The sequence below is a fragment of the Roseateles sp. DB2 genome (assembly GCF_051857535.1).
GTDB lineage: Bacteria > Pseudomonadota > Gammaproteobacteria > Burkholderiales > Burkholderiaceae_C > Roseateles_B.
Genome location: NZ_JBPZGY010000003.1, coordinates 153278 through 177681 on the forward strand (window position 1 = coordinate 153278; position 24404 = coordinate 177681).

The 24404-nt window shown below is 67.7% G+C and carries 24 protein-coding genes; 16 read left to right on the forward strand and 8 right to left on the reverse strand.

The features are described 5' to 3' along the window. The first annotated feature begins 25 nt into the window (after nucleotides 1-25). From ACS5PK_RS05720 to ACS5PK_RS05755, 8 genes are read left to right on the forward strand one after another with little or no spacing between them, the layout of a single operon-like run. Complete coding sequence (locus ACS5PK_RS05720) at nucleotides 26-331, forward strand: c-type cytochrome (protein ID WP_183104767.1); 306 nt, start codon at nucleotides 26-28, stop codon at nucleotides 329-331. Nucleotides 332-337: 6 nt separating this feature from the next. Further along, entirely contained in the window at nucleotides 338-694 is a 357-nt protein-coding gene (locus tag ACS5PK_RS05725) for a c-type cytochrome (protein WP_439439295.1), read from the forward strand. Continuing rightward, on the forward strand, nucleotides 691-1911 hold the full coding sequence (locus tag ACS5PK_RS05730) for a cytochrome D1 domain-containing protein (RefSeq protein WP_439439296.1): 1221 nt from the start codon (nucleotides 691-693) through the stop codon (nucleotides 1909-1911). The genes ACS5PK_RS05725 and ACS5PK_RS05730 overlap by 4 nt, the downstream gene beginning before the upstream one ends. Then, nucleotides 1908-2951 (forward strand): siroheme decarboxylase subunit beta, encoded by a 1044-nt coding sequence (gene ahbB / locus ACS5PK_RS05735; RefSeq protein ID WP_439439297.1) that lies wholly within the window; start codon nucleotides 1908-1910, stop codon nucleotides 2949-2951. The genes ACS5PK_RS05730 and ahbB (ACS5PK_RS05735) overlap by 4 nt, the downstream gene beginning before the upstream one ends. Next, nucleotides 2944-3450, forward strand: coding sequence for an Lrp/AsnC family transcriptional regulator (locus ACS5PK_RS05740; RefSeq protein ID WP_439439298.1), 507 nt, complete (start codon nucleotides 2944-2946; stop codon nucleotides 3448-3450). Before ahbB (ACS5PK_RS05735) ends, ACS5PK_RS05740 begins: the two co-directional genes overlap by 8 nt. Continuing rightward, entirely contained in the window at nucleotides 3447-3971 is a 525-nt protein-coding gene (gene ahbB / locus ACS5PK_RS05745) for a siroheme decarboxylase subunit beta (protein ID WP_439439299.1), read from the forward strand. The genes ACS5PK_RS05740 and ahbB (ACS5PK_RS05745) overlap by 4 nt, the downstream gene beginning before the upstream one ends. Before the next feature lie 2 nt (nucleotides 3972-3973). Further along, nucleotides 3974-5221, forward strand: coding sequence for a heme d1 biosynthesis radical SAM protein NirJ (gene nirJ, locus ACS5PK_RS05750; RefSeq protein ID WP_439439300.1), 1248 nt, complete (start codon nucleotides 3974-3976; stop codon nucleotides 5219-5221). Further along, the gene (locus ACS5PK_RS05755; RefSeq protein ID WP_439439301.1) at nucleotides 5218-6816 is read left to right on the forward strand and encodes a cytochrome D1 domain-containing protein; all 1599 of its coding nucleotides are present in this window, start codon (nucleotides 5218-5220) and stop codon (nucleotides 6814-6816) included. The genes nirJ and ACS5PK_RS05755 overlap by 4 nt, the downstream gene beginning before the upstream one ends. 162 nt (nucleotides 6817-6978) lie before the next feature. Here ACS5PK_RS05755 and ACS5PK_RS05760 read toward each other — a convergent pair whose 3' ends face one another. Continuing rightward, on the reverse strand, nucleotides 6979-7830 hold the full coding sequence (locus ACS5PK_RS05760) for a J domain-containing protein (protein WP_439439302.1): 852 nt from the start codon (nucleotides 7828-7830) through the stop codon (nucleotides 6979-6981). Between the two features lie 156 nt (nucleotides 7831-7986). Continuing rightward, a complete protein-coding gene (locus ACS5PK_RS05765; RefSeq protein ID WP_439439303.1) occupies nucleotides 7987-10212 on the reverse strand; it encodes a sodium-translocating pyrophosphatase in 2226 nt (741 codons plus the stop codon). A 271-nt stretch (nucleotides 10213-10483) separates the two neighbouring features. Between ACS5PK_RS05765 and ppa the strand changes: the two genes are divergently transcribed. Beyond that, a complete protein-coding gene (gene ppa / locus ACS5PK_RS05770; protein ID WP_439439304.1) occupies nucleotides 10484-11023 on the forward strand; it encodes an inorganic diphosphatase in 540 nt (179 codons plus the stop codon). A gap of 75 nt (nucleotides 11024-11098) precedes the next feature. Here the strand turns inward: ppa and ACS5PK_RS05775 are convergent, their stop codons facing one another. Then, on the reverse strand, nucleotides 11099-12283 hold the full coding sequence (locus tag ACS5PK_RS05775; RefSeq protein WP_439439305.1) for a GNAT family N-acetyltransferase: 1185 nt from the start codon (nucleotides 12281-12283) through the stop codon (nucleotides 11099-11101). Between the two features lie 77 nt (nucleotides 12284-12360). On the opposite strand from ACS5PK_RS05775, the gene ACS5PK_RS05780 reads away from it, so the two are divergent. Both ACS5PK_RS05780 and ACS5PK_RS05785 read left to right on the forward strand, forming a co-directional pair. Then, nucleotides 12361-14403, forward strand: coding sequence for an NAD(+) synthase (locus ACS5PK_RS05780; RefSeq protein WP_439439306.1), 2043 nt, complete (start codon nucleotides 12361-12363; stop codon nucleotides 14401-14403). A 54-nt stretch (nucleotides 14404-14457) separates the two neighbouring features. Next, nucleotides 14458-14796, forward strand: coding sequence for a P-II family nitrogen regulator (locus tag ACS5PK_RS05785; RefSeq protein ID WP_183104780.1), 339 nt, complete (start codon nucleotides 14458-14460; stop codon nucleotides 14794-14796). A 63-nt stretch (nucleotides 14797-14859) separates the two neighbouring features. Here ACS5PK_RS05785 and ACS5PK_RS05790 read toward each other — a convergent pair whose 3' ends face one another. Genes ACS5PK_RS05790 through ACS5PK_RS05810 form a run of 5 tightly spaced genes read right to left on the reverse strand, consistent with a single transcriptional unit; the run spans nucleotide 14860 to nucleotide 17615 of the window. Next, nucleotides 14860-15237 (reverse strand): diacylglycerol kinase, encoded by a 378-nt coding sequence (locus tag ACS5PK_RS05790; RefSeq protein ID WP_439439307.1) that lies wholly within the window; start codon nucleotides 15235-15237, stop codon nucleotides 14860-14862. Next, on the reverse strand, nucleotides 15234-15749 hold the full coding sequence (locus ACS5PK_RS05795; RefSeq protein WP_439439308.1) for an RDD family protein: 516 nt from the start codon (nucleotides 15747-15749) through the stop codon (nucleotides 15234-15236). Before ACS5PK_RS05795 ends, ACS5PK_RS05790 begins: the two co-directional genes overlap by 4 nt. A gap of 3 nt (nucleotides 15750-15752) precedes the next feature. Further along, the gene (locus tag ACS5PK_RS05800) at nucleotides 15753-16619 is read right to left on the reverse strand and encodes a DUF3106 domain-containing protein (protein ID WP_439439309.1); all 867 of its coding nucleotides are present in this window, start codon (nucleotides 16617-16619) and stop codon (nucleotides 15753-15755) included. Further along, nucleotides 16579-17052 carry a DUF3619 family protein gene (locus tag ACS5PK_RS05805; RefSeq protein WP_439439310.1) on the reverse strand — a complete coding sequence of 158 codons (474 nt, stop codon included), beginning with the start codon at nucleotides 17050-17052 and terminating at the stop codon, nucleotides 16579-16581. Before ACS5PK_RS05805 ends, ACS5PK_RS05800 begins: the two co-directional genes overlap by 41 nt. Continuing rightward, complete coding sequence (locus ACS5PK_RS05810; RefSeq protein ID WP_439439311.1) at nucleotides 17049-17615, reverse strand: RNA polymerase sigma factor; 567 nt, start codon at nucleotides 17613-17615, stop codon at nucleotides 17049-17051. Before ACS5PK_RS05810 ends, ACS5PK_RS05805 begins: the two co-directional genes overlap by 4 nt. 264 nt (nucleotides 17616-17879) lie before the next feature. On the opposite strand from ACS5PK_RS05810, the gene ACS5PK_RS05815 reads away from it, so the two are divergent. The 5 genes from ACS5PK_RS05815 to ACS5PK_RS05835 all read left to right on the forward strand — a co-directional run bounded on the left by ACS5PK_RS05815 (nucleotide 17880) and on the right by ACS5PK_RS05835 (nucleotide 24240). Further along, nucleotides 17880-19682, forward strand: coding sequence for an acetolactate synthase 3 catalytic subunit (locus ACS5PK_RS05815; RefSeq protein WP_439439312.1), 1803 nt, complete (start codon nucleotides 17880-17882; stop codon nucleotides 19680-19682). A 168-nt stretch (nucleotides 19683-19850) separates the two neighbouring features. Next, the gene (gene ilvN, locus ACS5PK_RS05820; RefSeq protein WP_183104787.1) at nucleotides 19851-20342 is read left to right on the forward strand and encodes an acetolactate synthase small subunit; all 492 of its coding nucleotides are present in this window, start codon (nucleotides 19851-19853) and stop codon (nucleotides 20340-20342) included. A 154-nt stretch (nucleotides 20343-20496) separates the two neighbouring features. Then, on the forward strand, nucleotides 20497-21513 hold the full coding sequence (gene ilvC, locus ACS5PK_RS05825; protein WP_269629662.1) for a ketol-acid reductoisomerase: 1017 nt from the start codon (nucleotides 20497-20499) through the stop codon (nucleotides 21511-21513). Between the two features lie 103 nt (nucleotides 21514-21616). Continuing rightward, nucleotides 21617-22462 (forward strand): CDP-diacylglycerol--serine O-phosphatidyltransferase, encoded by an 846-nt coding sequence (gene pssA / locus ACS5PK_RS05830; RefSeq protein ID WP_439439313.1) that lies wholly within the window; start codon nucleotides 21617-21619, stop codon nucleotides 22460-22462. A 236-nt stretch (nucleotides 22463-22698) separates the two neighbouring features. Continuing rightward, the gene (locus ACS5PK_RS05835) at nucleotides 22699-24240 is read left to right on the forward strand and encodes a 2-isopropylmalate synthase (protein ID WP_439439314.1); all 1542 of its coding nucleotides are present in this window, start codon (nucleotides 22699-22701) and stop codon (nucleotides 24238-24240) included. Nucleotides 24241-24404: the final 164 nt, after the last annotated feature.

The following is a 24404-nucleotide window of genomic DNA, read 5'->3' on the forward strand; positions in this document are numbered from 1 at the left end:
CAGGACAAAAAGCCAAGGAGCACACATGAAAGCGTTGTTGATCACCCTGAGCCTGGGCCTCGCGGCCGTGACGGCGCATGCCAATGTGGACGAGGCCATGAACAAGGCCGGCTGCATGGCCTGCCACAGCAAGGACAAGAAGGTCGTGGGCCCGTCCTTCAAGGACATTGCGGCCAAGTACAAGGGGCAGGACGTCACGGCCAAGCTGATGGAGAAGGTCCGCAAGGGCGGCGCCGGCACCTTCGGCCCCATTCCGATGGCGCCCGTCGGCCCGGACAAGATCAGCGATGGCGACCTCAAGGCTGCCGTCGAGCAGATCCTGAAGAGCTGAGCGGCCATGCGCGGCGCGGTCGGTCTGCTCCTGCTGGTCCTGGCCTGGCCGCTCCTCGGCCGGGCCGAGCCCATGCCTGAGCGCCAGACCGAGCTGCTGCGCATGCTGCGGCAGGACTGCGGGTCCTGTCACGGCATGCGGCTCACCGGTGGCCTGGGGCCGGCCCTCACGGCCGATGCGCTGCAGGGCAAGCCCTGGCAGAGCCTCAGCGCCACCATCTTCCACGGCCGGCCGGGCACGCCCATGCCGCCCTGGAAAAGCATGCTGAGCAGCGAGGAGGCCGACTGGCTGGCGCTGCAGCTGCTGAGCCCGCCGCCAGGCCGCGAGACGCCTGCGCAGGCGGTGCCGAGGAGACAACCATGAACAAGAAGCGCCCCTGGCTGAAGGGGCTGTGGCCGGCCGTGTCCGCCCTGCTGCTGAGCCTGCTGGGTGCCTGCGCCACCGTGCCACAGACGTCGACTCCGGTGACGCGCTGGCTGGGCACGGGCGACCTGGGCCTGGTGGTGGAGCGTGCCGACGGCCGCCTGCAGGTGGTCAACACCAGCAGCCGCAGCGTGCTGGGCCGCATCGAGGGTCTGGGCGATCTGTCCCATGCCTCCATCGTCTATGCCCGTGACGGCCTGCATGCCTACGTCTTTGGCCGCGACGGTGCCCTGAGCAAGGTGAACCTGGGCGAGCGCCGCATCGTGGCCCGCGTGCAGCAGGCCGGCAATTCCATCGGCGGGGCGATCTCGCAGGATGGCCGCCTCGTGGTGGCGCAGAACTACCAGCCCGGTGGCATCAAGGTCTTCGATGCCCAGACCCTGCAGCTCCTGGCCGACATCCCCGCCGAGTACGCGCCGGGCAAGTTCTCGCGCGTGGTGGGCCTGGCGGACCTGCCGGGGCAGCGCTTCATCTACGCGCTCTTCGACGCCGACGAGATCTGGATTGCCGACCTCGCCGACCCGCGTGCGCCAAAGCTGCAGAAGTTCCGCCACATCGGCCGCCAGCCCTACGACGCGCTGGTGACGCCGGACGGCCGCCACTACATCGCCGGCCTCTTCGGCGAGGACGGCCTGGCCAAGATCGACCTGTGGGCCGCCGAGCCCCGCGTGGAGCGCATCCTGGGTGGCTATGGCCGCGGCCAGGAGCCGCTGCCCGTGTTCAAGATGCCGCACCTGCGCGGCTGGGCCGTGGCCGGCCGCCACGCCTACCTGCCCGCCATTGGCCGCCATGAGGTGCTGGTGGTGGACACCGAGACCTGGCGCGAGGTCGGCCGCATTCCCGTGCAGGGCCAGCCGGTCTTCGTGATGGCGCGGCCGGACGGGCGCCAGGTCTGGGTCAACTTCGCCGTGCCCGATTACGACCGTGTGCAGGTGATAGACACCCAGACCCGGCAGATCGTGCAGACGCTGAGTCCCGGCAAGGCCGTGCTGCACATGGAGTTCACGCCGCGCGGCGAGGCCGTGTGGATCTCCTCGCGCGACGCCAACCGCGTGTCGGTCATCGACACCACCAGCTTCGCCACGATGGCGACGCTGGAGTCGGCCTCTCCCAGCGGCATCTTCTTCACCAGCCGGGCCGGCAAGGTGGGCCTGTGAGCGAGCCGACCGCCAGCCCCTCGCCGCTGCGCGAAGCCCTGCTGAACGACTGGCAGCAGCAGCTGCCCCTGGTCCCCCAGCCCTTCGAGGCCATGGGCAGGCGCTATGGCTGCAGCGAGGCGGTGGTGATCGAGCAGCTGGCTCAGGCGTTGAGCCAGGGTTCGGTCTCGCGCCTGGGCGGCGTCTTCGCGCCGGGGTCGGGTGGGGCAGGGTTGCTGTGCGCGCTGGCGGTGCCGCCTGAACGCCTGGAGGCGGTGGCCGCCGTGGTCAATGCGGTGCCGGGCGTCAATCACAACTACGAGCGCGAACATGCGTACTCGCTGTGGTTCGTGATCACCGGCCCCTCGCGCGAGTGGATCGAGCAGCGCCTGCATGAGCTGGAGCTGGCCTGCGGCCTGCAAGCCCTGCGCCTGCCCATGGTGCGGCCCTATCGCATCAACCTGGGCTTCGACCTGCGCGCACGCGGCCCCGTGCCCGTGCCGGCCGGCGCGGCCCAGCCGGCGCGTGTGCGGGCCATCACACAGGCGCAACGGCCGCTCGCAGCCTTGCTGGAGCGGGGGCTGCCTCTGCAGCCGCGGCCCTATGCCGCCTGGGCCCAGGCCCTTGGGTGGACCGAGGCCCAGGTCCTGGCCACGCTGCAGGCCTGGCTGGACGAGGGCGTGCTGCGGCGCTTCGGCGTCATCGTGCGGCACCATGAGCTGGGCATTGCCAGCAACGCGATGTGCGTCTTCGACGTGCCCGACGAGGCAGTCGATGCCCATGCGCGCGTGCTCGCACAGCAGTCCGGCGTCACCCTGTGCTACCGCCGCGAGCGGGCGCCGGGCTGGCCCTACAACCTCTTCTGCATGATCCATGGCCGCGAGCGCGAGGGCGTGTGCGCGGCGCTGGCCGCCGCCCGCGAGGCCGCGGGCCTTCGTGCCTTTCCCCAGGCCCAGCTGTTCAGCCGCCGCCGCTTCAAGCAGTGCGGCTCGGGCTATTTCGTCGATGCACTGCCGGCTGCGGCCGCAAGTGCGTTGCTACAGGAGTGTGCCCATGCATGAGCCTTCCGTCGCGCGCCGCAGCCTGGCGCGCCTTGATGCCCTCGACGCGGCGCTGATCAACCGCCTGCAGGGCGCGTTGCCCCTGGTGCCGCGGCCCTTCGCCGCCGTGGCTGAGGAGCTGGGCTGCAGCGAGGCCGAGCTGCTGGACCGCCTGCACCGCCTGTTGGGCGAGGGCACGCTGACCCGCTTCGGCCCGCTGTTCCAGATCGAGCGAGCCGGTGGCCGCTTCGTGCTGGCGGCGCTGCAGGTGCCGCAGGAACGCTACGAGGCCGTGACCGCCCTGGTCAATGCGCACCCGGAGGTGGCCCACAACTACCGCCGCGAGCACCTGCTGAACATGTGGTTCGTGCTGGCCACCGAGCAGGAGGCCGGCATCGCACGCGTGGTCCAGGCCATCGAGGCCGAGACGGGGCTGACGGTCTGGGCCTTTCCCAAGGAGCGTGAGTATTTCGTGGGCCTGCACCTGCCGGCCCGCGCCACGACGGAGACCCGCGCATGAACGCTTCATGGCAGGCGCCCGCACAGCTCAGCGCGCTGGAGCGCCATCTCATCGCCGCCACCCAGCAGGGCCTGCCCCTGGTGGCCAAGCCCTACGAGGCGCTGGGTGCGCTGCTGGGCATTACCGAGACCGAGGTCCTGCACCTGATGCAGGACATGCAGGACCGCGGCCTGATCCGCCGCATCGGCGCCGTGCCCAATCATTACCGCCTGGGCTACCTGGCCAACGGCATGACAGTGTGGGATGTGGACGATGCGCTGGTTGACGAGATCGGCGAGCGCATCGGCGGCCTTGCCTGCGTCAGCCACTGCTATCGCCGCCCGCGCCACCTGCCGGCCTGGCCCTACAACCTCTTCGCCATGCTGCACGGCCGCAGCCGCGAGGAGGTGGAGGCGCAAGTCCAGGAGATCCGCAGCCTGCTGGGTGACGCCTGCCGTGCCAGCGACATCCTCTACAGCAGCGCCATCCTGAAGAAGACCGGGCTGCGCCTGTCGGCACCGCCGGCAGCCATGGGAGACTGACCATGCTTCGCATCAGCCACTACCTGCGCGAGATCGCCCAAGCCGAGCGCGAGGGCGTCTATCCCAGCGCCCGCCGCAGCGCTTCGGGCCGTGAGCCGCGGCCCGTGGTCATCTGGAACCTGACCCGGCGCTGCAACCTCACCTGCAAGCACTGCTATGCGCTCTCGGCCGACCATCACTATCCCGGTGAGCTCAGCCATGAGGAAATCTGTACCGTGATGGACGATCTGCGCGCCTATGGCGTGCCGGTGCTGATCCTCTCCGGCGGCGAGCCGCTGCTGCATCCGCAGCTCTTCGAGATCGCCAGCCGCGCGCAGCAGCAGGGTTTCTACACGGCGCTCTCCAGCAACGGCACGCTGATCGACGCCGCGATGGCGGACCGCATCGCGGCCCAGGACTTCGACTACGTGGGCGTCAGCATCGACGGCAGCCGCGCCACGCATGACCGCTTCCGCCGCAAGGAGGGGGCCTACGATCAGTCCATGGCCGGCATCCGCCTGCTGCACGAACGCGGCGTGAAGACCGGCCTGCGCTACACCTTCACCGACCTCAACGGCCAGGACTTCCCCTTCCTGCTGCAGCTGATGAAGGACGAGGGCGTGGACAAGTTCTACTTCTCTCACCTCAACTACGCTGGCCGCGGCAACATCCACCGCGGCCGAGACGCCCACTTCGAGGCCACGCGCCAGGCCCTGGAACTGCTCTTCGAGACCGCCTGGGCCGATGCCGAGGCCGGCAGCCGCCGCGACTACGTCACCGGCAACAATGACGCCGACGCCGCCTACCTGCTCGCCTGGGTGGGGCGGCGCTGGCCGCAGTGGCAGGCCCCGCTGCGCGCACGGCTGGTGGCCTGGGGCGGCAATGCCTCGGGCGTGGGCGTGGCCAACATCGACAGCCAGGGCGAGGTCCACCCCGACACCATGTGGGGCCATCACGACCTGGGCAATGTGCGCCAGCGACCCTTCTCGGCCATCTGGAGCGACCGCAGCGATCCGCTGATGGACGGGCTCAAGCGCCATCCGCGCCCGGTCAAGGGCCGCTGCGCCGAATGCCAGCATTTCGCCCTGTGCGGCGGCAACACGCGGGTGCGCGCCCATCAGCTGACCGGCGACTACTGGGCCGAGGACCCGGGCTGCTATCTCGACGATGGCGAGATCGGCCTCTCGCCCGAGGCTGCGAGCCGCCTGGCGCGCGTGGAGCTCACCCCCTTCAGCGGCAAGCGCCGCGTCATCGAGGTGCTGTCGGCATGAACGAGTCCCTCAAGTCCTTCTGCAAGCTGCTGCTGGCGGCCGGCCTCGTCATGGCGGGACTGGACTACGCCCGTGCGGCAGACGAGGTCGCCAGGCCGCTGTCCGGCGCGACCCTGTACCAGCAGCACTGCGCCAGCTGCCACGGCACCGAGCGCACCGGCGGCATGGGCCCGGCCCTGCTGCCCGAAAGCCTGGAGCGCCTGCGCAGGCCCGAGGCCCTGGCGGTGATCCGCAACGGTCGCGCGGCCACGCAGATGCCAGCCTTCGGCGCCCAGCTCAGCGAGGCCGAGATCCAGGCGCTGCAGGCCTTTGTCTACGCGCCCCAGCTGCCCGTGCCGCGCTGGAGCGACGCCGACATCCGTGCCTCCCGCAGCTTCGAGCTCGACAGCGTCCGCTGGCCGGCCAGGCCCCAGTGGAAGGCGGACCCCATGAACCTTTTCGTGGTGGTGGAGGGCGGCGACCACCATGTGAGCCTGGTGGATGGCGAGCGCTTCGAGGTTCTGCACCGCTTTGCCAGCCGCTACGCCCTGCATGGCGGCCCGAAGTTCACGCCGGACGGCCGCTATGTGTTCTTCGGCTCGCGGGACGGCTGGATCAGCAAGTACGACCTCTGGAACCTGAAGCTGGTGGCCGAGGTGCGGGCCGGCCTGAACATGCGCAATGTGGCCGTGAGCGCCGATGGGCGCTGGGTGATGGCGGCCAACTACCTGCCGCGCACCGCTGTGCTCTTCGACGCGGACCTGCAGCTGGTGCGCAGCTACCCCGCCCAGAGCCGCGACGGCGCGCAGAGCTCGCGCGTGTCGGCGGTGTATGACGCCACGCCGCGCAAGAGCTTCGTCGTGGCCCTCAAGGACCTGCCCGAGCTCTGGGAGATCAGCTACGACCCCCAGGCCGAGCCCATCCACGAGGGCTATGTGCACGACTACAAGATGGGCGAGTCCCTGCCCACACCGGGCTACCAGAACATCCGCCGCACCCTGCTGGACGAGCCGCTGGACGACTTCTTCTTCGACGACAGCTACGCCCACGTGCTGGGCTCGGCGCGGCCGCGCGAGGGCGCCGGCAGCCTGGGGCAGGTGGTCAACCTGGATGTGCGCAGGAAGATCGCCGAGCTGCCCATCCCGGGGCTGCCGCACCTGGGATCGGGCATCAGCTTCACCCGCGAAGGCCGGCGCCTGCTGGCCAGCCCCAATCTCAAGGACGGCCGCATCAGCGTGGTCGACCTCAAGAGCTGGCAGCTGGTCAAGGAGATTGCCACCCCCGGCCCGGGCTTCTTCATGCGCAGCCATGCTCAGAGCCCCTACGCCTGGGCGGACTCCATGATGAGCCCCACGGCCAGGGACACGCTGAGCATCATCGACAAGCAGCGCCTGGAGGTCGTCGCCCAGGTGTGCGAGCCGGGGAAGACCCTGGCCCACGTCGAGTTCACCAAGGACGGGCGCTACGTGCTGGCCAGCCTGTGGGAGCTGGACGGCGCGCTGATCGTGTACGACGCCCGGACCTTCAAGGAACTGAAGCGCCTGCCCATGAGCAAGCCGGTGGGCAAGTACAACGTCTGGAACAAGATCAGCCGCGAGGAAGGCACCTCGCACTGAGCAGGGAGGCCGTGAGGCGCACAGCCGGGCCCGCAAGGCCGGGCTGGCGGCGCAGTGTGGGGGGGGGAGGAGCTCGATGCAGCGGCGATCGCGCCGTCCGTGCCCTTCTGAAGCGTTCCCGCCCCACTCGTGCAGCGACCGAAGCCGCGCTGCGGCGCCGGATCAGCAGGCCGAGGCGCCCAGACGCTCGACGCGCTGCGTGAGAAAGGCCACCGCCAGATCGGACTCGGGCTGCAGGCGCTGGCCGATGTAGAGCTCCTGGCGGCGCTGGCTGATCTGGGTGCGCAGGCGGCTCTGCATGATCTCGAAGGGCGCCAGGCCGCGGCCCTCGGCGCCTTCGATGGCCTGCATCAACTGGTGCATGGGATGGGCCTGCAGGGAGATCAGGTGGGCCTGCACCACGCGCAGCCGGCCCTGCACGGCCAGCTCGCTGCGGCGCAGCCACTCCAGCACGGCGTCGCCATTGCTGCCGGTGACCTTGAGCGGGTCCTCTCCGGCCTCCAGCAGCAGCTTCTCCAGCAGGAAGCGGTTGCCCTCGGCATAGGCCTTGTTGGCGTCCATCATGGCCTGCTCCCGCTGGCGGCGCTGGGCCTCGTTGGGCGCCAAGTCCGGGTGCAGGCGCATGGCGGCACGGCGGTAGAGCTGCTTGAGTGACGGTGGCTCGATCTCGACCACGCCCCCGCCCTCGGGCTGACGCGGCAGCGGGGCCGACTCCGGCAGTCGCGGCACCTGGGGCAGGGCGGTCGCCCGCGGCGGCGTGGGCAGGGGCGCCTCCAGGCCGTTGCGGCGAAGGGCCTCGGCCAGGTAGAGGCTGGCGGCGTGCAGCTGGGATTCCAGTGCGTCCAGTTCCAGGTAGAGCGGGCCCAGCAGGGCGATGTAGCGGTCCACGAAGGCCTGCAGCGAGGCGTGCAGGAGGTGGAAGCTCTGCTCCTGCTCGGCGACGTAGCGCTGCAGGTCCGCCAGTTGCTGGCGGCGGCGTTCGAACTCGTGGCGAGTGAGCACAGGGCGGCGCATGGCAGATCCAGGAAAGGTGTCACGACTCGCAAACATACTGGGCACTATTGTGGCCTGCCGCCGGGTGCCCCCCAATGAAAAGAGCCCGCAGATGCGAGCTCTTTTGCCTGGATTCGGGTAATCCTGGGCAGGAAGGCGGTCCGGGTCCGCCGCCGTTCAGGGCTTGGGCGCGGAGGCGCCCTCTGCCGCCGGGGCTGGGGAGGCCATCAGCGGAGCCGAGGCCATGCCCGCGGCTTCGGAGGCGGCCTGCGCCGGGGCGCTGACGGGGGCAGGGCTGGCCTCCACAGGCTTGGCCGTGCCCGGCGTCATGGGCAGCAGGGGCACGATCAGCAGGGCCACGATGTTGATGATCTTGATCAAGGGGTTCACGGCCGGGCCGGCGGTGTCCTTGTAGGGGTCGCCCACGGTGTCGCCGGTGACGGCGGCCTTGTGCGCCTCGGAGCCCTTGCGGTGCACCACGCCCTTGTCATCGGTGAAGCCTTCCTCGATCAGCTTCTTGGCGTTGTCCCAGGCGCCGCCGCCGGTGCACATGGAGATGCCCACGAAGAGGCCGGTCACGATGGTGCCCATCAGCACACCGCCCAGGGCGGCCGGGCCCAGGGTCATGCCGACCACGATGGGGGCGATCACCGGCAGCAGTGAAGGAACGATCATTTCCTTGATGGCGGCGGAGGTCAGCATGTCCACGGCCGCGCTGTAATCGGGCTTGGCCGTGCCTTCCATGATGCCGGGGATCTCCTTGAACTGCCGGCGCACCTCGACGACCACCGAGCCCGCGGCACGGCCGACGGCCTCCATGGCCATCGCACCGAAGAGGTAGGGGATCAGGCCGCCGATGAACAGGCCCACGATGACCTTGTGGTCGGACAGGTCGAAGCTCAGGTGCATGCCCCGGGCTTCGAGCGCGTGGGTGTAGTCGGCGAACAGCACCAGGGCGGCCAGGCCGGCCGAGCCGATGGCATAACCCTTGGTCACGGCCTTGGTGGTGTTGCCCACGGCGTCCAGCGGGTCGGTGATGTCCCGCACGCTGTCGGGCAGGTCGCTCATCTCGGCAATGCCGCCGGCGTTGTCGGTGATGGGGCCGTAGGCGTCCAGGGCCACGATGATGCCGGCCATGGACAGCATGGACGTGGCCGCCACGGCGATGCCGTACAGACCTGCCAGATGGAAGGCGGTGTAGATGGCGGCGCACACGAAGATCACGGGCCAGCCCGTGGACTTCATCGAGACGCCCAGGCCGGCGATGATGTTGGTACCGTGGCCGGTGGTCGAGGCCTGCGCGACGTGCTGCACCGGGGCGTACTGCGTGCCGGTGTAGTACTCGGTGATCCAGACCATGGCGGCGGTCAGCACCAGGCCCACGGCGCAGGCGCCGAACAGGGACATGGCGTTGGCCTTGAGACCGCCGGCCAGCTCGATCTCGCCGGGGAACATGGCCGTGGTGACGAAGTAGAAGGCGATCAGGCTCAGCACGCCGGCCACGATCAGGCCCTTGTACAGCGCGGGCATCACGTTCTTCATGCCCTCGCTGGCCTTGACGAAGCCGCAGCCGATGATGGAGGCGATGATGGACACGCCGCCCAGCGCCAGCGGGTAAACGACGCCGGCATGGGTTGCGGAACCGCCCACCATCAGCGCGCCCAGCGCCATGGCGGCGATCAGGGTCACGGCATAGGTCTCGAAGAGGTCGGCCGCCATGCCGGCGCAGTCGCCGACGTTGTCGCCCACGTTGTCGGCGATCACGGCCGGGTTGCGCGGGTCATCCTCGGGGATGCCGGCCTCGACCTTGCCCACCAGGTCGGCACCGACGTCAGCGCCCTTGGTGAAGATGCCGCCGCCCAGGCGGGCGAAGATGGAAATCAGCGAGGAGCCGAAGGCCAGGCCCAGCATGGGCTTGAGGGCCTCGCTGGTGGCGCCCGTACCGCCGGTGATGGCGTAGTAGAAGCCGCCCACGCCGATCAGGCCCAGGCCCACGACCAGCATGCCGGTGATGGCACCGCCCTTGAAGGCCACGTTCAGCGCCGGGCCCATGCCCTTGGTGGCGGCCTGCGCGGTGCGCACATTGGCCCGCACCGAGATGTTCATGCCGATGAAGCCGCAGATGCCCGACAGCGCGGCCCCGATGACGAAGCCGACCGCCGTCTGCAGGCCCAGCCCCGGTACCACCGCGATGGCGATGGCCAGCACGACGCCCACGATGGCGATGGTGCGGTACTGCCGGCCCAGATAGGCCGCCGCGCCTTGCTGGATCGCCGCGGCGATCTCCTGCATCCGGGCATTGCCGGCGTCCTGACTCAGGATCCAGCTGCGTTGAATGAAACCATAAAGAACCGCGGCCAGGCCGCAGGCCAGCGCGAAATACAGCGCCACACTCGTCGACATGTACATGTCTCCTTCGTTGTCTCTGCCGTTTGAAAAAACGCCTGCTTCTCAACGCCAGTCCTGCACGCCGTTCAACAGGTCCGTCGGGGCATGCTATGCGAGTGGAAGTGCCGAAAGATTGATCGTTTACCAGTGGTTGCCGGAAATACCTTGACGGCCGCCGCAGGGCAGGTCGCATGCCTGTGTCAGGCTGAGATCAGGGGCGCCAGTAGAATCCGGGTTTCCCCGTGACGCAAGCGCGGACCCCCTTTCGTTGACTACAGATAAGACCATGAGCCTGCACAACGTGACCCCCGGCCCCAAGGCGCCTGAGCAATTCAACGTGATCATCGAGATCCCGATGAACGCCGACCCGATCAAGTACGAGGTCGACAAGGAGACCGGCGCCCTGTTCGTGGACCGCTTCATGACCACGGCCATGCACTACCCGTGCAACTACGGCTACGTCCCCCAGACCCTGTCGGATGACGGCGACCCCGTGGACGTGCTGGTGATCACGCCCTTCGCCCTGACCCCGGGCGTGGTCGTGACCTGCCGCCCCATCGGCGTCCTGAAGATGGACGACGAAGCCGGCGGTGACGCCAAGCTGCTGGCCGTGCCCACCAGCAAGATCCTGCCCATCTACGACCACTGGAACAAGCCCGAGGACATCAACCCGATGCGCCTGAAGGCCATCCAGCACTTCTTCGAGCACTACAAGGACCTGGAAGCGGGCAAGTGGGTCAAGGTGCAGGGCTGGGAAGGCCCTGAGTCCGCCAAGGCCGAGATCCTGACCGGCATCGAGAACTACGCCAAGTCCCTGCAGAAGTAAGCCGGGCAAGCCCTGACCCCCGGTCAGCGCCTTACCCAGACCACGCCGCCGCGGCCCTGGCCCCGGCGGCGTTTTTCATGGCGATCCGGACTCGGCGGCCGGGGCGCGCTTGAAGGGCTGGTGCGCCCGCAGGTCCTCGGCATAGCCGGCGATGGCGGGGCCCTCGCGGGCCAGATAGTCCGCCACGGCGTCGCGAAAGTCGGGGTGGGCCAGCCAGTGCGCCGACTGCGTGTTCACGGGCAGCAGACCGCGCGCCAGCTTGTGCTCGCCCTGGGCGCCGCCCTCGAATCGACGGTAGCCCTGGGCCATGCACCAGGCCAGGGGCTGGTAGTAGCAGGCGTCGAAATGCAGGCAGGAGATGTCGACCAGGCTGCCCCAGTAACGGCCGTAGGCCACGCCCTGGTCCGGGTCCAGGGCGATGAGGGAGCAGGCGACCGGCTCGCCCTCGCGCTCGGCGACGAAGAGCAGCCAATGCCGCGCCATGCCCGCCGCCATGCGCCGGAAGAAGTCCCGGCTGAGGTAGGGCGTGCTGCGGTGCTCGGCGTAGGTCTGGCGGTAGCAGCGGTGGAAGAAGTCCCAGTCCTGCTCAAGAATCTCCTCGCCCTGCAGCACCCGGTAGCGGATGCCGGCCTCGCGCACGCGGCGCTGCTCCTGCTGGATCTTCTTGCGCTTGTCGCGCTGAAGGCTCGCCAGGAAGGCGTCGAAGCTGGATGGCGGCGTCGGCCCCACCTCCCAGTGGAACTGCACGCCGCTGCGACCGAGCCAGCCTGCGTCCATCAGTGCCGCCTGCTCCTCGGTCGTGGGGAACAGCACATGGGCCGAGGACAGCTGCAGCGTCTGCGCATGGGCCCGCAGCGCCTGGACCAGGGCCTGGCGCGCCGCTGCGTCGCGCGCCAGCAGCCGGCTGCCGGGCACGGGCGTGAAGGGCACGGCCACCAGCAGCTTGGGGTAGTAGGCCAGGCCGTGGCGGGCATAGGCGTCCGCCCAGGCCCAGTCGAAGACGTACTCGCCGTAGGAATGGGCCTTGAGGTAGGCCGGGCAGGCGGCCACCAGCGCGGGCCCCTCCCAGACGCTGAAGAACTGCGGCGTCCAGCCGCTCCCGGACACCGCCGAACCCGAAGCGTGCAGCGCCTGGAGGTACTCGAGGCGCATGAAGGGCGTGGGCTGCGCGCTGGCGTCCAGCAGGGCGTTCCAGGCGGTGGCGGGCAGTTGGCCGGGATCGTCGTCGATCCGGACCTCCAAGGGTGGGCGAGGGCTCATCGGCCGGGATCTTAGGGCGCTGACCGCAAGCCCCTGTCGCGCAGGGATTTGGACCCCGGGCAAAAAATGATGGCAGGATGCTGGCCATGGAATTTCACAACCTCTACAACCACCAACTGGCGCGCATTGCGGTGGGCGTGCCTCAGTGCCGCATTGCCGATCCTGCCTTCAATGCGCTGCAGACGGCGGCCCTGATGCAGCAGGCGCACGAGGCCGGCGCGGCCGTGGTGGCCTTCCCCGAGCTGGGCCTCTCGGCCTACAGCTGCGACGATCTCTTCCACCAGCGAGCCCTGCTGGACGCCTGCGAGGAGGCCCTCGCCGAGCTGCTGCAGCACTCCCTGGCGCTGGCGCCCATTGCCATCGTGGGCCTGCCGCTGCGCCTGGAGCACCGGCTCTTCAACTGCGCCGTGGCCCTGCATCGCGGCCGGCTGCTGGCCGTGTGGCCCAAGACCTATCTGCCCAACTATGCCGAGTTCTACGAGGCCCGCCAGTTCAACGCGGCCGACGAACTACTGAGCCGCGAGATCGAGCTGCTGGGCCAGCGCGTGCCGGTGGGCAGCGATGTGCTGGTCGAGGCGCAGGACGTGCCGGGCCTGGTGCTGCATGCCGAGATCTGCGAGGACGTCTGGACCCCCATCCCGCCCTCCAGCTACGCGGCCCTGGCCGGCGCGACGGTGCTGGTGAACCTGTCAGCCTCCAATGTCACGGTGGGCAAGGCGGCGTACCGGCGCCAGTTGGTGTCGCAGCAGGCGGCGCGCTGCCTGGCAGCCTACGTCTACACCTCGGCCGGCGCGGGCGAGTCCAGCACCGACCTCGCCTGGGATGGCCAGGCGCTGATCAGTGAGAACGGCGAGCTGCTGGCCGAGTCGCAGCGCTACCACCGCGGCTCGCAGCTGATCTTCGCGGACGTGGACCTGGAGCGCCTCGCGCGTGAACGCATGCGCCAGACCAGCTTCGGCACCTCGGTGCGCCGCCATGCCGCGCAGCTGCGGGACTTCCGCCGCGTCGGCCTGGAGCTGTCGCCTCCGCGTGATCGTGCCCTGGGCCTGCGCCGGCGCGTGGACCGCTTCCCCTATGTGCCGGCCGACCGCAGCCGGCGCGACGAGCGCTGCCACGAGGTCTTCAACATCCAGGTGCAGGCCCTGGTGCAGCGCCTGGAGTCCAGCGGCATCCGAAAGCTGGTGCTGGGCGTTTCGGGCGGCCTGGACTCGACCCATGCCCTGCTCGTGGCCGCCCGCGCCATGGACCAGTTGGGCCTGCCGCGCCAGCACATCATCGGCGTGACCATGCCGGGCTTCGCCACCAGCACCCGCACCCGCGACCAGGCCTGGCGGCTGATGCAGGCCATAGGCTGCGAGGCACGCGAGATCGACATCCGCCCCAGCTGCACGCAGATGCTGCAGGACCTGGGCCATCCTTATGCCGAGGGCCAGGCGGTCTACGACGTCACCTTCGAGAACGTGCAGGCCGGTGAGCGCACCAGCCATCTCTTCCGTCTGGCCAACCACCTCGGTGCCCTGGTGCTGGGCACGGGCGATCTCAGCGAGCTGGCTCTGGGCTGGTGCACCTATGGCGTGGGCGACCACATGTCGCACTACAACGTGAACGCCAGCGTGCCCAAGACGCTCATCCAGTACCTGGTGCGCTGGGTGGCCGAAACGGACCAACTGGGCCATGACAGCGGCCGGGAGGTCCTGCTGGACATCCTCGCTACCGAGATCAGCCCCGAGCTGGTTCCGGGGCAGGCGCTGCAGAGCACAGAGAGTCACATCGGCCCCTACGAGCTGCAGGACTTCAATCTTTTCTACACCCTGCGCCATGGCTTCGCGCCGGCCAAGATCGCCTTCCTCGCTCTGCAGGCCTGGGGCGATCGCGAGCAGGGGGACTGGCCGGATGGCGAGCATGTGCAGCGCAACGAATACGAGCTTGCCGAAATCAAAAGGGTGCTGGGCATCTTCGTCAAACGCTTCTTCCAGGGCAGCCAGTTCAAGCGCAGCTGCGTGCCCAACGCGCCCAAGGTGGGCAGTGGCGGATCGCTGTCGCCGCGGGGCGACTGGCGGGCTCCCAGCGATGGCGAAGCGGGCGTCTGGCTGGCCGATCTGCAGCGCATTCCGGCCTGAGTTCCATGCTTAAATCGGGGCAACAGTCTTTATCAATCCGCTTTGGAGTCCCCGATGAAACAGATCACCGCCATCATCAAACCCTTCAAGCTGGACGAGGTCCGCGAGGCCCTGGCCGAGGTGGGGGCGTCCGGTCTGACCGTCACCGAGGTGAAGGGCTTCGGCCGCCAGAAGGGCCACACCGAGCTCTACCGCGGTGCCGAGTACGTGGTGGACTTCCTGCCCAAGGTGAAGGTGGAAGTGGTGGTGAAGGATGACGACGTCGAGCGCTGCATCGAGGCCATCCTCAAGGCCGCCAAGACCGGCAAGATCGGTGACGGCAAGATCTTCGTGACTCCGGTCGAACAGGTCATCCGCATTCGCACCGGTGAGGAAGACGAAGCAGCGGTCTGATCGGCAGTTCTGCCATGAAGAAGGGCGCCTCGCGAGGCGCCCTTTGCTTTGGGGCCGAGGAATTCAGGAAAAGCGATGCCAGGCCGCGGCGCCCCAGACGCCAGCACACAGCAGCAGGGACAGCAGCACGGCCGCGCTGGCCAGGTCCTTGGCGCGCTTGGACAGCTCGTGAAGCTCAAAGCCCACGCGGTCGATGGCCGCCTCGATGCCGGAATTCAGCAGCTCCACGATCAGCACCAGCAGCAGCGAGCCCAGCAGCAGGGCCGTCTCCACCCAGCCCTGGCCCAGCCAGAAGGCCAGGGGTACGGCCAGCAGGCACAGCCACACCTCCTGGCGGAAGGCGCTTTCGCCGCTGTAGGCCGCGCGCAAGCCAGCCCAGGAGTAGCCGGCCGCATGCAGGATGCGATCCAGGCCGGTCCGGCCCTTGTGAGGGTTGCTCATGGCTTCTTGCGTGCAGGCGGCAGTTGCGTGATCACGCGGGTCCGGCACAGCAGGTCGTGCAGGAACTGGCGTGAGGGGTGCATGCGGGCCAGCAGGACGTAGCCCAGCACGCCCGCGAGCAGGGCGCCGAAGATGGCGCCGCCGCCATGCAGCTCGGCGAAGTAGACCGAGGCCAGCGCCGGCAGGAACCACAGCCAGGACAGCAGGTAGCGGGCGAGGGCGCGCCCCTGTCGCAGGGGCGCGCCGTGTTCGTCGACCACGCGCAGGTGCCAGGCCTTCATAGCGACGGTCTGGCCGCCATGCGTCCAGAACCAGATGAAGTAGATGCCCAGCACCACGAACTCGAAGGCCTGCAGGCCGGTCTTGCCGATCAGGGCGCTGCGCTGCTGGGTGAGGGCCGCATAGAGATAGCCCGAGATGAAGGTGACGCCGAAGAGCAGCACGCCTTCATACAGGAAGGACGCCATGCGGCGCCACAGGCTCGGCGCCTGTTCAGGGAACTGCGTGTCCATGGTTCAGCGAGCGGGGGCCGAGGCTGCGGCGGATGGCTGAGGGGCGCGGGGCAGCAGGGTCTTGGGATCGACCAGGGCCGGGTCCACGACGATCTTGCGCCGGCCAGGCAGTTGGCGTCCCGCATGCGGCACGCCTTGGGTGATCAGCACCGTGCTGACGCCCGGACGCGCCTGCAGCACCGAGGGTGCGACGGCCACCGGGGCGGCGGCTTGCCTCGGGGGTACGAAGGCAGACTTGGCGCCGCTCAGCGGCTTCTGGGCCTGGGCTGCAGCCTTGGGGTCCGCACGCTTCCGGGCGGCCTTCTCGGCGCCCTTCTGGGCCAGGGCCTGGCGCTCCTCGGGCGTGAGGGCCTGGTAGGCCTCCCACTTGGATTGCAGCTTTTCCGACTGCAGCTTTTCATCGCGCAGCTGAGGATTGGACTGGAAGCCTACGCGCGCCTGCTGGCGCTCTGCGGGGCTCATGCGCGTCCAGGCGATCATGCGTTCGCGCAGGCGGGCCTGCTGCTCGGGCGTGAGGGTGTGGAAGCGGGCGGCGATCTCGAGCCACTTGCTCTTGCGGGCGGCATCCAGGCCGTCCCATTCATCCGCCAACGGGGCCAGCACGGCCTGCTGGGCCGGGCTGAGGCTGGCCCAGCGTTGGTCGCCCACCAAGCTGGCGGTGGGCAAGGGCTTGGGGGCGGGAGGCAGGGCTGCCGAGGCGGGCACGGCGGCGCTGGCGGCCAGGGCGGGCGCTTCGCTGGGCTGGGCGTGGGCAGCACTCAGCAGTGCCGGGATCAGCAGCAGGGCGAGCAGGCGGCGGACGTTCAGCGCAGGCGTCATGGGCGGGCGGTCACTCTTCGTGTCGTTCTTGTTGCTCGTCCGGATTCTCATCCAGGTATTCCTTGAAGCCCGGGTCGCTGTAGGCGGCGGGCGGCAGGGGCTTGGCCAGCATGGCGGTGTCCACCTCGGCGGCGGCGAGGATCTGCTGGTACCACTGGCTGTGCTGGATCAGCAGCAGGCCGGCCAGCAGCAGGAGCAGAGGTGTCAGCGAGGCCAGCTTGAACCAGCGCGCCGGGCGATCACCGCCCTGCAGGGCGAGGGTGCTGCCCATGCGCAGGGTCTGCTCGGCGGTGACGGGCGCCGCCACGCGGGCTTCCTTGGCCTTGCGCAGGGCCTGCTCGCGCGCGAAGCGCAGGCGTTCGGTGATGTCGGCAGGCAGGTCGTCCGCGGCCTGGCTCAGGCCGGCGGCCAGGCGCTTGCCATAGGCCGACACGCGGGCATCGACTGCCGGATCCATGCCGGCCGTGGTCGTGAGCTTGTTCATAGTGTGATCCCCTTGCCTTTGAGCGCCTTCGCCAGTGCGTGAACGGCCCGGGAGCAGTGCGTCTTGACGCTTCCCTCCGAGCAACCCATGACGCTGGCCGTCTCGGCGACGTCCAACTCTTCCCAGTAACGCAGCAGAAACGCTTCCCGTTGACGCGCCGGCAGCTGACTGACCTCGGCGTCGATGGCCTGGAGGATCTGGCCGCGCGAAACCTCGTCCGCCGCGCTGAGCGTACCCAGGCCGCCGTTGCTGCTGGTGAGGGTTTCCAGCAGGTCGAAGTCATCGTCCGGATCCGCGCCCTCGACGTCCGACATATTGAACATGACGGCGTTGCGGACCTTCTGGCGCCGGAACCAGTCCATGGTCGCATTGGACAGGATGCGCTGGAAGAGCAGGGGCAGCTCCGCCGCCGGGCGGTCGAAGTACTTCTCGGCCAGTCGGATCATGGAATCCTGGACGATGTCCAGGGCGGCATCGTCGTCGCGGACCATGTAGACGGTGCGCTTGAAAGCCCGCCGGTCGACGCTCTTCAGGAAATCGTTGAGTTCTTTGTCTGTCGCCAAGATGGATCCAGTGCGCCCGGGCCGGGGCGCCGGCGGGAAAAACGTCGCGGATTATGGCACTGCGGCTGGAATTGGAGTCCAGCCCCCAGTCAGGGCGCCAATTCCATGCATAATGTTGCTTCGCACAATGAGTTCCCAAGGTCTCAAGCTGGTGCCCGACCGGGGCGCCGAGTTTTTTGACCGCGCACGTTCCGAATCCGCCTCACAAGGGTGTGAAGAGGAGCACCGATGGTTTTTCGTCAGAGAAATTCACAGAGGTTCGACATGGATATGTCTGCCGCGGACGTCAAACGTGCAGCGACCGATGGTCGTGCACAACCGCATTCTTCTTCCCATACCCAGTCCTTTTCAGGTCAGGAGCTCAATGGCTCCGAGATCCTGGTCCGTAGCCTGCAAGCAGAGGGTGTCAAGTACCTCTGGGGCTATCCGGGCGGCGCTGTCCTCTACATCTACGACGCGCTCTACAAGCAGGACTCCATCCAACACGTCTTGGTGCGCCACGAGCAGGCCGCCGTGCATGCCGCTGACGGCTATGCCCGCGCCACCGGCGAAGTCGGTGTGGCCCTGGTGACCTCGGGTCCCGGCGTCACCAATGCCATCACTGGCATCGCGACCGCCTACATGGACTCCATTCCCATGGTGATCGTGACCGGCCAGGTCCCCACGCCCGCCATCGGCCTGGATGCCTTCCAGGAATGTGACACCGTGGGCATCACCCGCCCCATCGTCAAACACAACTTCCTCGTGAAGGACGTGCGCGACCTGGCGAGCACGCTCAAGAAGGCCTTCCACATCGCCCGTACCGGCCGCCCGGGCCCGGTGGTGGTGGACATCCCCAAGGACGTCTCCCTCAACAAGACCCACTTCAGCTACCCGGCCACGGTCGAGATGCGCTCCTACAACCCCGTCAAGAAGGGGCACTCGGGGCAGATTCGCAAGGCCGTGCAGTTGCTGATGGCGGCCAAGCGCCCCTACATCTATACCGGCGGCGGCGTCATCCTGGGCGAGGCCACGGCCGAGCTGCGCGAGCTGGTCAACCTGCTGGGCTACCCCTGCACCAACACCCTGATGGGCCTGGGCTCCATGCCCGGCACCGACCCGCGCTTCCTGGGCATGCTGGGCATGCACGGCACTTACGAGGCCAATATGACCATGCAGCACTGCGATGTGCTGCTGGCCGTGGGCGCCCGCTTTGATGACCGCGTGATCGGCAACCCCAAGCACTTCGCGCAGGTCGAGCGCAAGATCATCCACGTGGACATCGACCCCTCGTCGATCTCCAAGCGCGTGCGGGTGGACATTCCCATCGTTGGCGACGTCAAGGACGTGCTGCAGGAACTGATCCACCAGATCAAGGAAGCGCAGGCCCGCCCGGACAGCAACGCCATCAACGCCTGGTGGAGCCAGATCAACGAATGGCGCCGCAAGGACTGCCTGGCCTACAAGCGCGACAGCGAGGTCATCAAGCCGCAGATGGTCGTCGAGACCCTTTGGAACCTGACCCGCGACCGTGACACCTACATCACCTCCGATGTGGGCCAGCACCAGATGTGGGCCGCGCAGTTCTACAAGTTCGACGAACCCCGCCGCTGGATCAACTCCGGCGGCCTGGGCACCATGGGCGTGGGGCTGCCCTACGCCATGGGCATCAAGTTGGCCAAGCCTGAGTCGGATGTGTTCTGCATCACCGGCGAAGGCTCCATCCAGATGTGCATCCAGGAGCTCTCGACCTGCCAGCAGTACAAGACGCCGGTCAAGATCGTCTCCCTCAACAACCGCTACCTGGGCATGGTGCGGCAGTGGCAGGAGCTCGACTACGAGGGCCGCTACTCCCACAGCTACATGGATGCGCTGCCCAACTTCGTCAAGCTGGCGGAGGCCTACGGGCATGTGGGCCTCCTCGTCGAGCATCCGTCTGACGTGGAACCCGCGCTGCGCGAGGCCATGCGCCTGAAGGACCGCACCGTCTTCCTGGACGTGCGCACCGATCCGACCGAGAACGTCTGGCCCATGGTCAAGGCGGGCAAGGGTATTTCGGAAATGCTGCTGGGGTCCGAGGACCTGTGATCCCTTCGTGAGCCCTGCACGGTCCGCCGGCTTACCGGCCCCGGACCGGCGCAGGGTCCGCGAGGAATCGCATCGGCGCCCCCCAGCATTCTTTTTCATCAGTCGAAGAGCGTGGCCAAGGGCCGTCGGTTACCGCCGCCGGCCTGAAGAGCGCGAAGGACGAGACCCATGAGACACATCATTGCTTTGCTCATCGAGAACGAGCCGGGTGCGCTGTCGCGCGTCGTGGCCCTGTTCTCCGCCCGGGGCTACAACATCGAGAGCCTCACCGTGGCGCCGACGGAAGACCCGTCGCTGTCCCGCATGACCATCGTGACCACCGGCTCCGATGACGTCATCGAACAGATCACCAAGCACCTGAATCGGCTGATCGAGGTCGTCAAGGTCGTGGACCTCACCGAGGGCAACTACACCGAACGTGAGCTGATGCTCATCAAGGTGCGAGCCGTCGGCAAGGAGCGCGAGGAAATGAAGCGCACGGCGGACATCTTCCGCGGCCGCATCATCGACGTGACCGAGAAGACCTATACCGTCGAGCTGACCGGCGACGCCAGCAAGCTCGACGCCTTCATCGATGCCATCGATCGCACCGCCATCCTCGAGACCGTGCGCACCGGCGCCAGCGGCATCGGCCGCGGTGAGCGCATCTTGAGAGTTTGACCTTTCCCCTGGCGGCAGCCCCGCGGGGTGCTGCCGTCGCCCTGCCGACCATGAGCCGGCAGGGCAGCGGACCTGGCTCGGTGTGGCCCCGGCACGAGGTTCGCCTGCTCAAGGGGCCCGAACATTGATTGCAAAGTTTTTCCTGGAGACCGACATGAACGTTTACTACGACAAGGACGCCGACCTCAGCCTCATCAAGGGCAAGAACGTCACCATCATTGGCTACGGCTCACAAGGCCACGCCCACGCCCTGAACCTGAACGACAGCGGCGTGAAGGTCACGGTTGGCCTGCGCCGCGGTGGCGCGTCCTGGTCCAAGGCCGAGAACGCCGGCCTGAAGGTCGCCGAGATCGCCGAGGCCGTGAAGGCCGCCGACGTGGTCATGATCCTGCTGCCTGACGAGCAGATCGCCGATGTCTACAAGCGCGAAGTCGAGCCGAACATCAAGCAGGGCGCCTCGCTGGCCTTCGCCCATGGCTTCAACGTGCACTACGGCCAGGTCACGCCCCGTGCCGATCTGGACGTCTGGATGGTCGCCCCCAAGGCGCCAGGCCATACCGTGCGCGGCACCTACACCCAGGGTGGCGGCGTGCCGCACCTGATCGCCGTCTATGCCGACAAGACCGGCAAGGCGCGCGACCTGGCCCTGTCCTATGCCTCTGCCAATGGCGGTGGCAAGGCCGGCATCATCGAGACCAACTTCCGTGAAGAGACCGAGACCGACCTCTTCGGCGAGCAGGCAGTGCTGTGCGGCGGCGCCGTCGAGCTGATCAAGGCCGGTTTCGAGACGCTGACCGAAGCCGGCTACGCGCCCGAAATGGCCTACTTCGAGTGCCTGCATGAGCTGAAGCTGATCGTGGACCTGATCTATGAAGGCGGCATCGCCAACATGAACTACTCGATCTCCAACAATGCCGAGTACGGTGAGTACGTCACCGGCCCGCGCGTGGTGACCGAGGCCACCAAGGACGCCATGCGCCAGTGCCTGAAGGACATCCAGACTGGTGAGTACGCCAAGAGCTTCATCCTGGAGAACAAGGCCGGTGCACCGACCCTGCTGTCCCGCCGCCGCCTGACGGCCGAGCACCCGATCGAGCAGGTCGGCGAGAAGCTGCGCGCCATGATGCCCTGGATCAAGAAGAACCGCCTGGTCGACCAGTCGAAGAACTGATCAAGCACTGAGTCACGGGATTCGCGAATCCCTTTAGAGAGCCGCGTCGCCTCCGGGCAGACGCGGCTTTTTTATGGCGACGCTTGCGCTATCCTCCTTGCCCATGACCGATTCCAAGCAGTCCACGGTGCCTCACGACGACGATGAGGACGCCGAAGTCCTGACCCCGGTGCGCCCGCGCCGCAAGGGCATCTACATCCTCCCCAATCTGTTCACCTTGGCCGCGCTCTTTGGCGGCTTCTACGCCATCGTGATGGCCATGCACGGCCGCTTCGAGCAGTCGGTCTACGGCGTCTTCTGCGCCATGGTGCTGGACAGCCTGGACGGCCGCGTGGCCCGCATGACCAACACCCAGAGCACCTTCGGCGAGCAGATGGACAGCCTCTCCGACATGGTGTCCTTCGGTGCCGCGCCCGCGCTGATCATGTACGAGTGGGCCCTGCAGGGCCTGGGCAAATGGGGCTGGTTCGCGGCCTTCGTCTACTGCGCCGGCGCCGCCCTGCGCCTGGCCCGCTTCAATACCAACATTGCCGTGGTCGACAAGCGATTCTTCCAGGGCGTGCCCAGCCCCGCAGCCGCCGCACTGGTGATGGGCCTGATCTGGGCCATGGAGGATGCGGGCTACCACGCGCCGGCCTCGTCCCCGGGCCTGGCCTGGCTGGCCTTCGGCTTCACGCTCTACGCGGGCCTGACCATGGTCACCAACGCACCTTTCTACAGCTTCAAGGACATCAGCTTCAAGCGCTCGGTGCCCTTCGTCAGCGTGGTCGCCATTGCCCTGGGCATCGCCTTGATCAACATCGATCCGCCGCGCGTGCTCTTCGGCCTGTTCTGCGTCTATGGCCTCTCGGGCTATGTGGTCTATGGCTACAAGCGCATGAAGGGCAAGCCGGTGAGCGTGATCGCGATCTCGACCGACGAGCCCGATGAAAAGGGCCTTCACCATTGACGTAGGCAGGCCCGGTGCTGCCATCGGACCGCGTGCTACATTCGATCACCATGAAGACGCCGAACGTCATTGCCGCTCTGCTACTAGCCATCGGGCCCTTGGGCACGAGGCAGTCGCGCGTCTGATCGCCACCGCACTTCCGCACCAAGAGCCCGCCGAGCACCTGCTTCGCGGGCTTTTTGTTTTTCCGGCCGCATCTTCCTGATCCCCTTCATCCACGTTCCACGGAGACCCTCATGGCTGACAAGCTCATCATCTTCGACACCACCTTGCGCGATGGCGAGCAGTCGCCCGGCGCCTCGATGACGAAAGACGAGAAGCTGCGCATCGCCCGCCAGCTGGAACGCATGCGTGTGGACGTGATCGAGGCCGGCTTCGCCGCAGCCAGCAATGGCGACTTCGAGGCGGTCAAGGCCATTGCTGACGTTGTCCGCGAGAGCACCGTCTGCTCCCTGGCCCGCGCCAATGACCGCGACATCGCCCGCGCTGCCGAGGCGCTGAAGGGTGCGGCCCGTTCCCGCATCCACACCTTCATCGCCACCAGCGAGCTCCACATGGAGAAGAAGCTGCGCATGACTCGCGAGCAGGTGCTGGAGCAGGCTCGCCTGGCGGTGCGCTTCGGCCGCAATCTGACGGATGACATCGAGTTCTCGCCCGAGGACGGCTACCGCTCGGACATGGACTTCCTGGCCCGCGTCTGCGAGGCCGTGATTGCCGAGGGCGCGCGCACCATCAACATCCCCGACACCGTGGGCTACGCCATCCCCGAGCTCTACGGCAACTTCCTCAAGACCTTGCGCGAGAAGGTGCCCAACTCCGACCTCGCCATCTGGTCCGTGCACTGTCACAACGACCTGGGTATGGCCGTGGCCAATTCGCTGGCCGGGGTGAAGATCGGCGGCGCGCGCCAGATCGAATGCACCATCAACGGCCTGGGCGAACGCGCCGGCAACTGCTCGCTGGAAGAGGTGGTGATGGCGGTCAAGACCCGCCGCGACTATTTCGGCCTGGACGTGGGCATCGATGCCTCGCAGATCGTGCCCGCATCCAAGCTGGTATCGCAGACCACCGGCTTCGTGGTGCAGCCCAACAAGGCGGTGGTTGGGGCCAACGCCTTCGCCCACGCCTCGGGCATCCACCAGGACGGCGTGCTCAAGGCCCGTGACACCTACGAGATCATGCGCGCCGAGGACGTGGGCTGGAGCGCCAACAAGATCGTGCTGGGCAAGCTCTCGGGCCGCAATGCCTTCAAGCAACGCCTGCAGGAGCTGGGCATCGAGCTGGAGTCTGAGGCCGAGATCAACGCCGCCTTCCAGCGCTTCAAGGACTTGGCTGACCGCAAGAACGAGATCTTTGACGAGGACATCATCGCCCTGGTGATGGACGAGTCCGTCGTCCAGGACAACGAGCACTACCGCCTGCTGTCCCTGGCCCAGCGCAGCGAGACGGGCGAGCGCCCGCATGCCCGCGTGGTCTTCGCCGTGGGTGACAAGGAGTTCAAGGCCGAGAGCGACGGCAACGGTCCGGTGGACGCCTGCCTGCAGGCCATCGAGTCCGAGGTGCAAAGCGGCGCGGAAATGATCCTCTATTCGGTCAATGCCATCACCAGCGGCAGCACAGAATCGCAGGGCGAGGTGACGGTGCGGTTGCAGCACGCGGGCCGCGTGGTCAATGGTGTTGGTGCCGATCCGGATATCGTGGTCGCGTCGGCCAAGGCATATTTGGCCGCGCTGAACAAGCTGCAGAGCAAGACGGAGCGCGTGGCGGCTCAGGGCTGACTCCTGGCTGCATCCGGATCCGGTGACGGGTCCGGGCCCGCCGGCTGCCCCGTTCGTGAACTTTAAAAGCCTGAGCTAAGTTTTTGATCTTGCCGGTGTTTTCCGCTTGACCTAAACTGGCGCAGACCTTGTTGGGGGCTGGCGTGAAAGCAGTTGTAAAGACC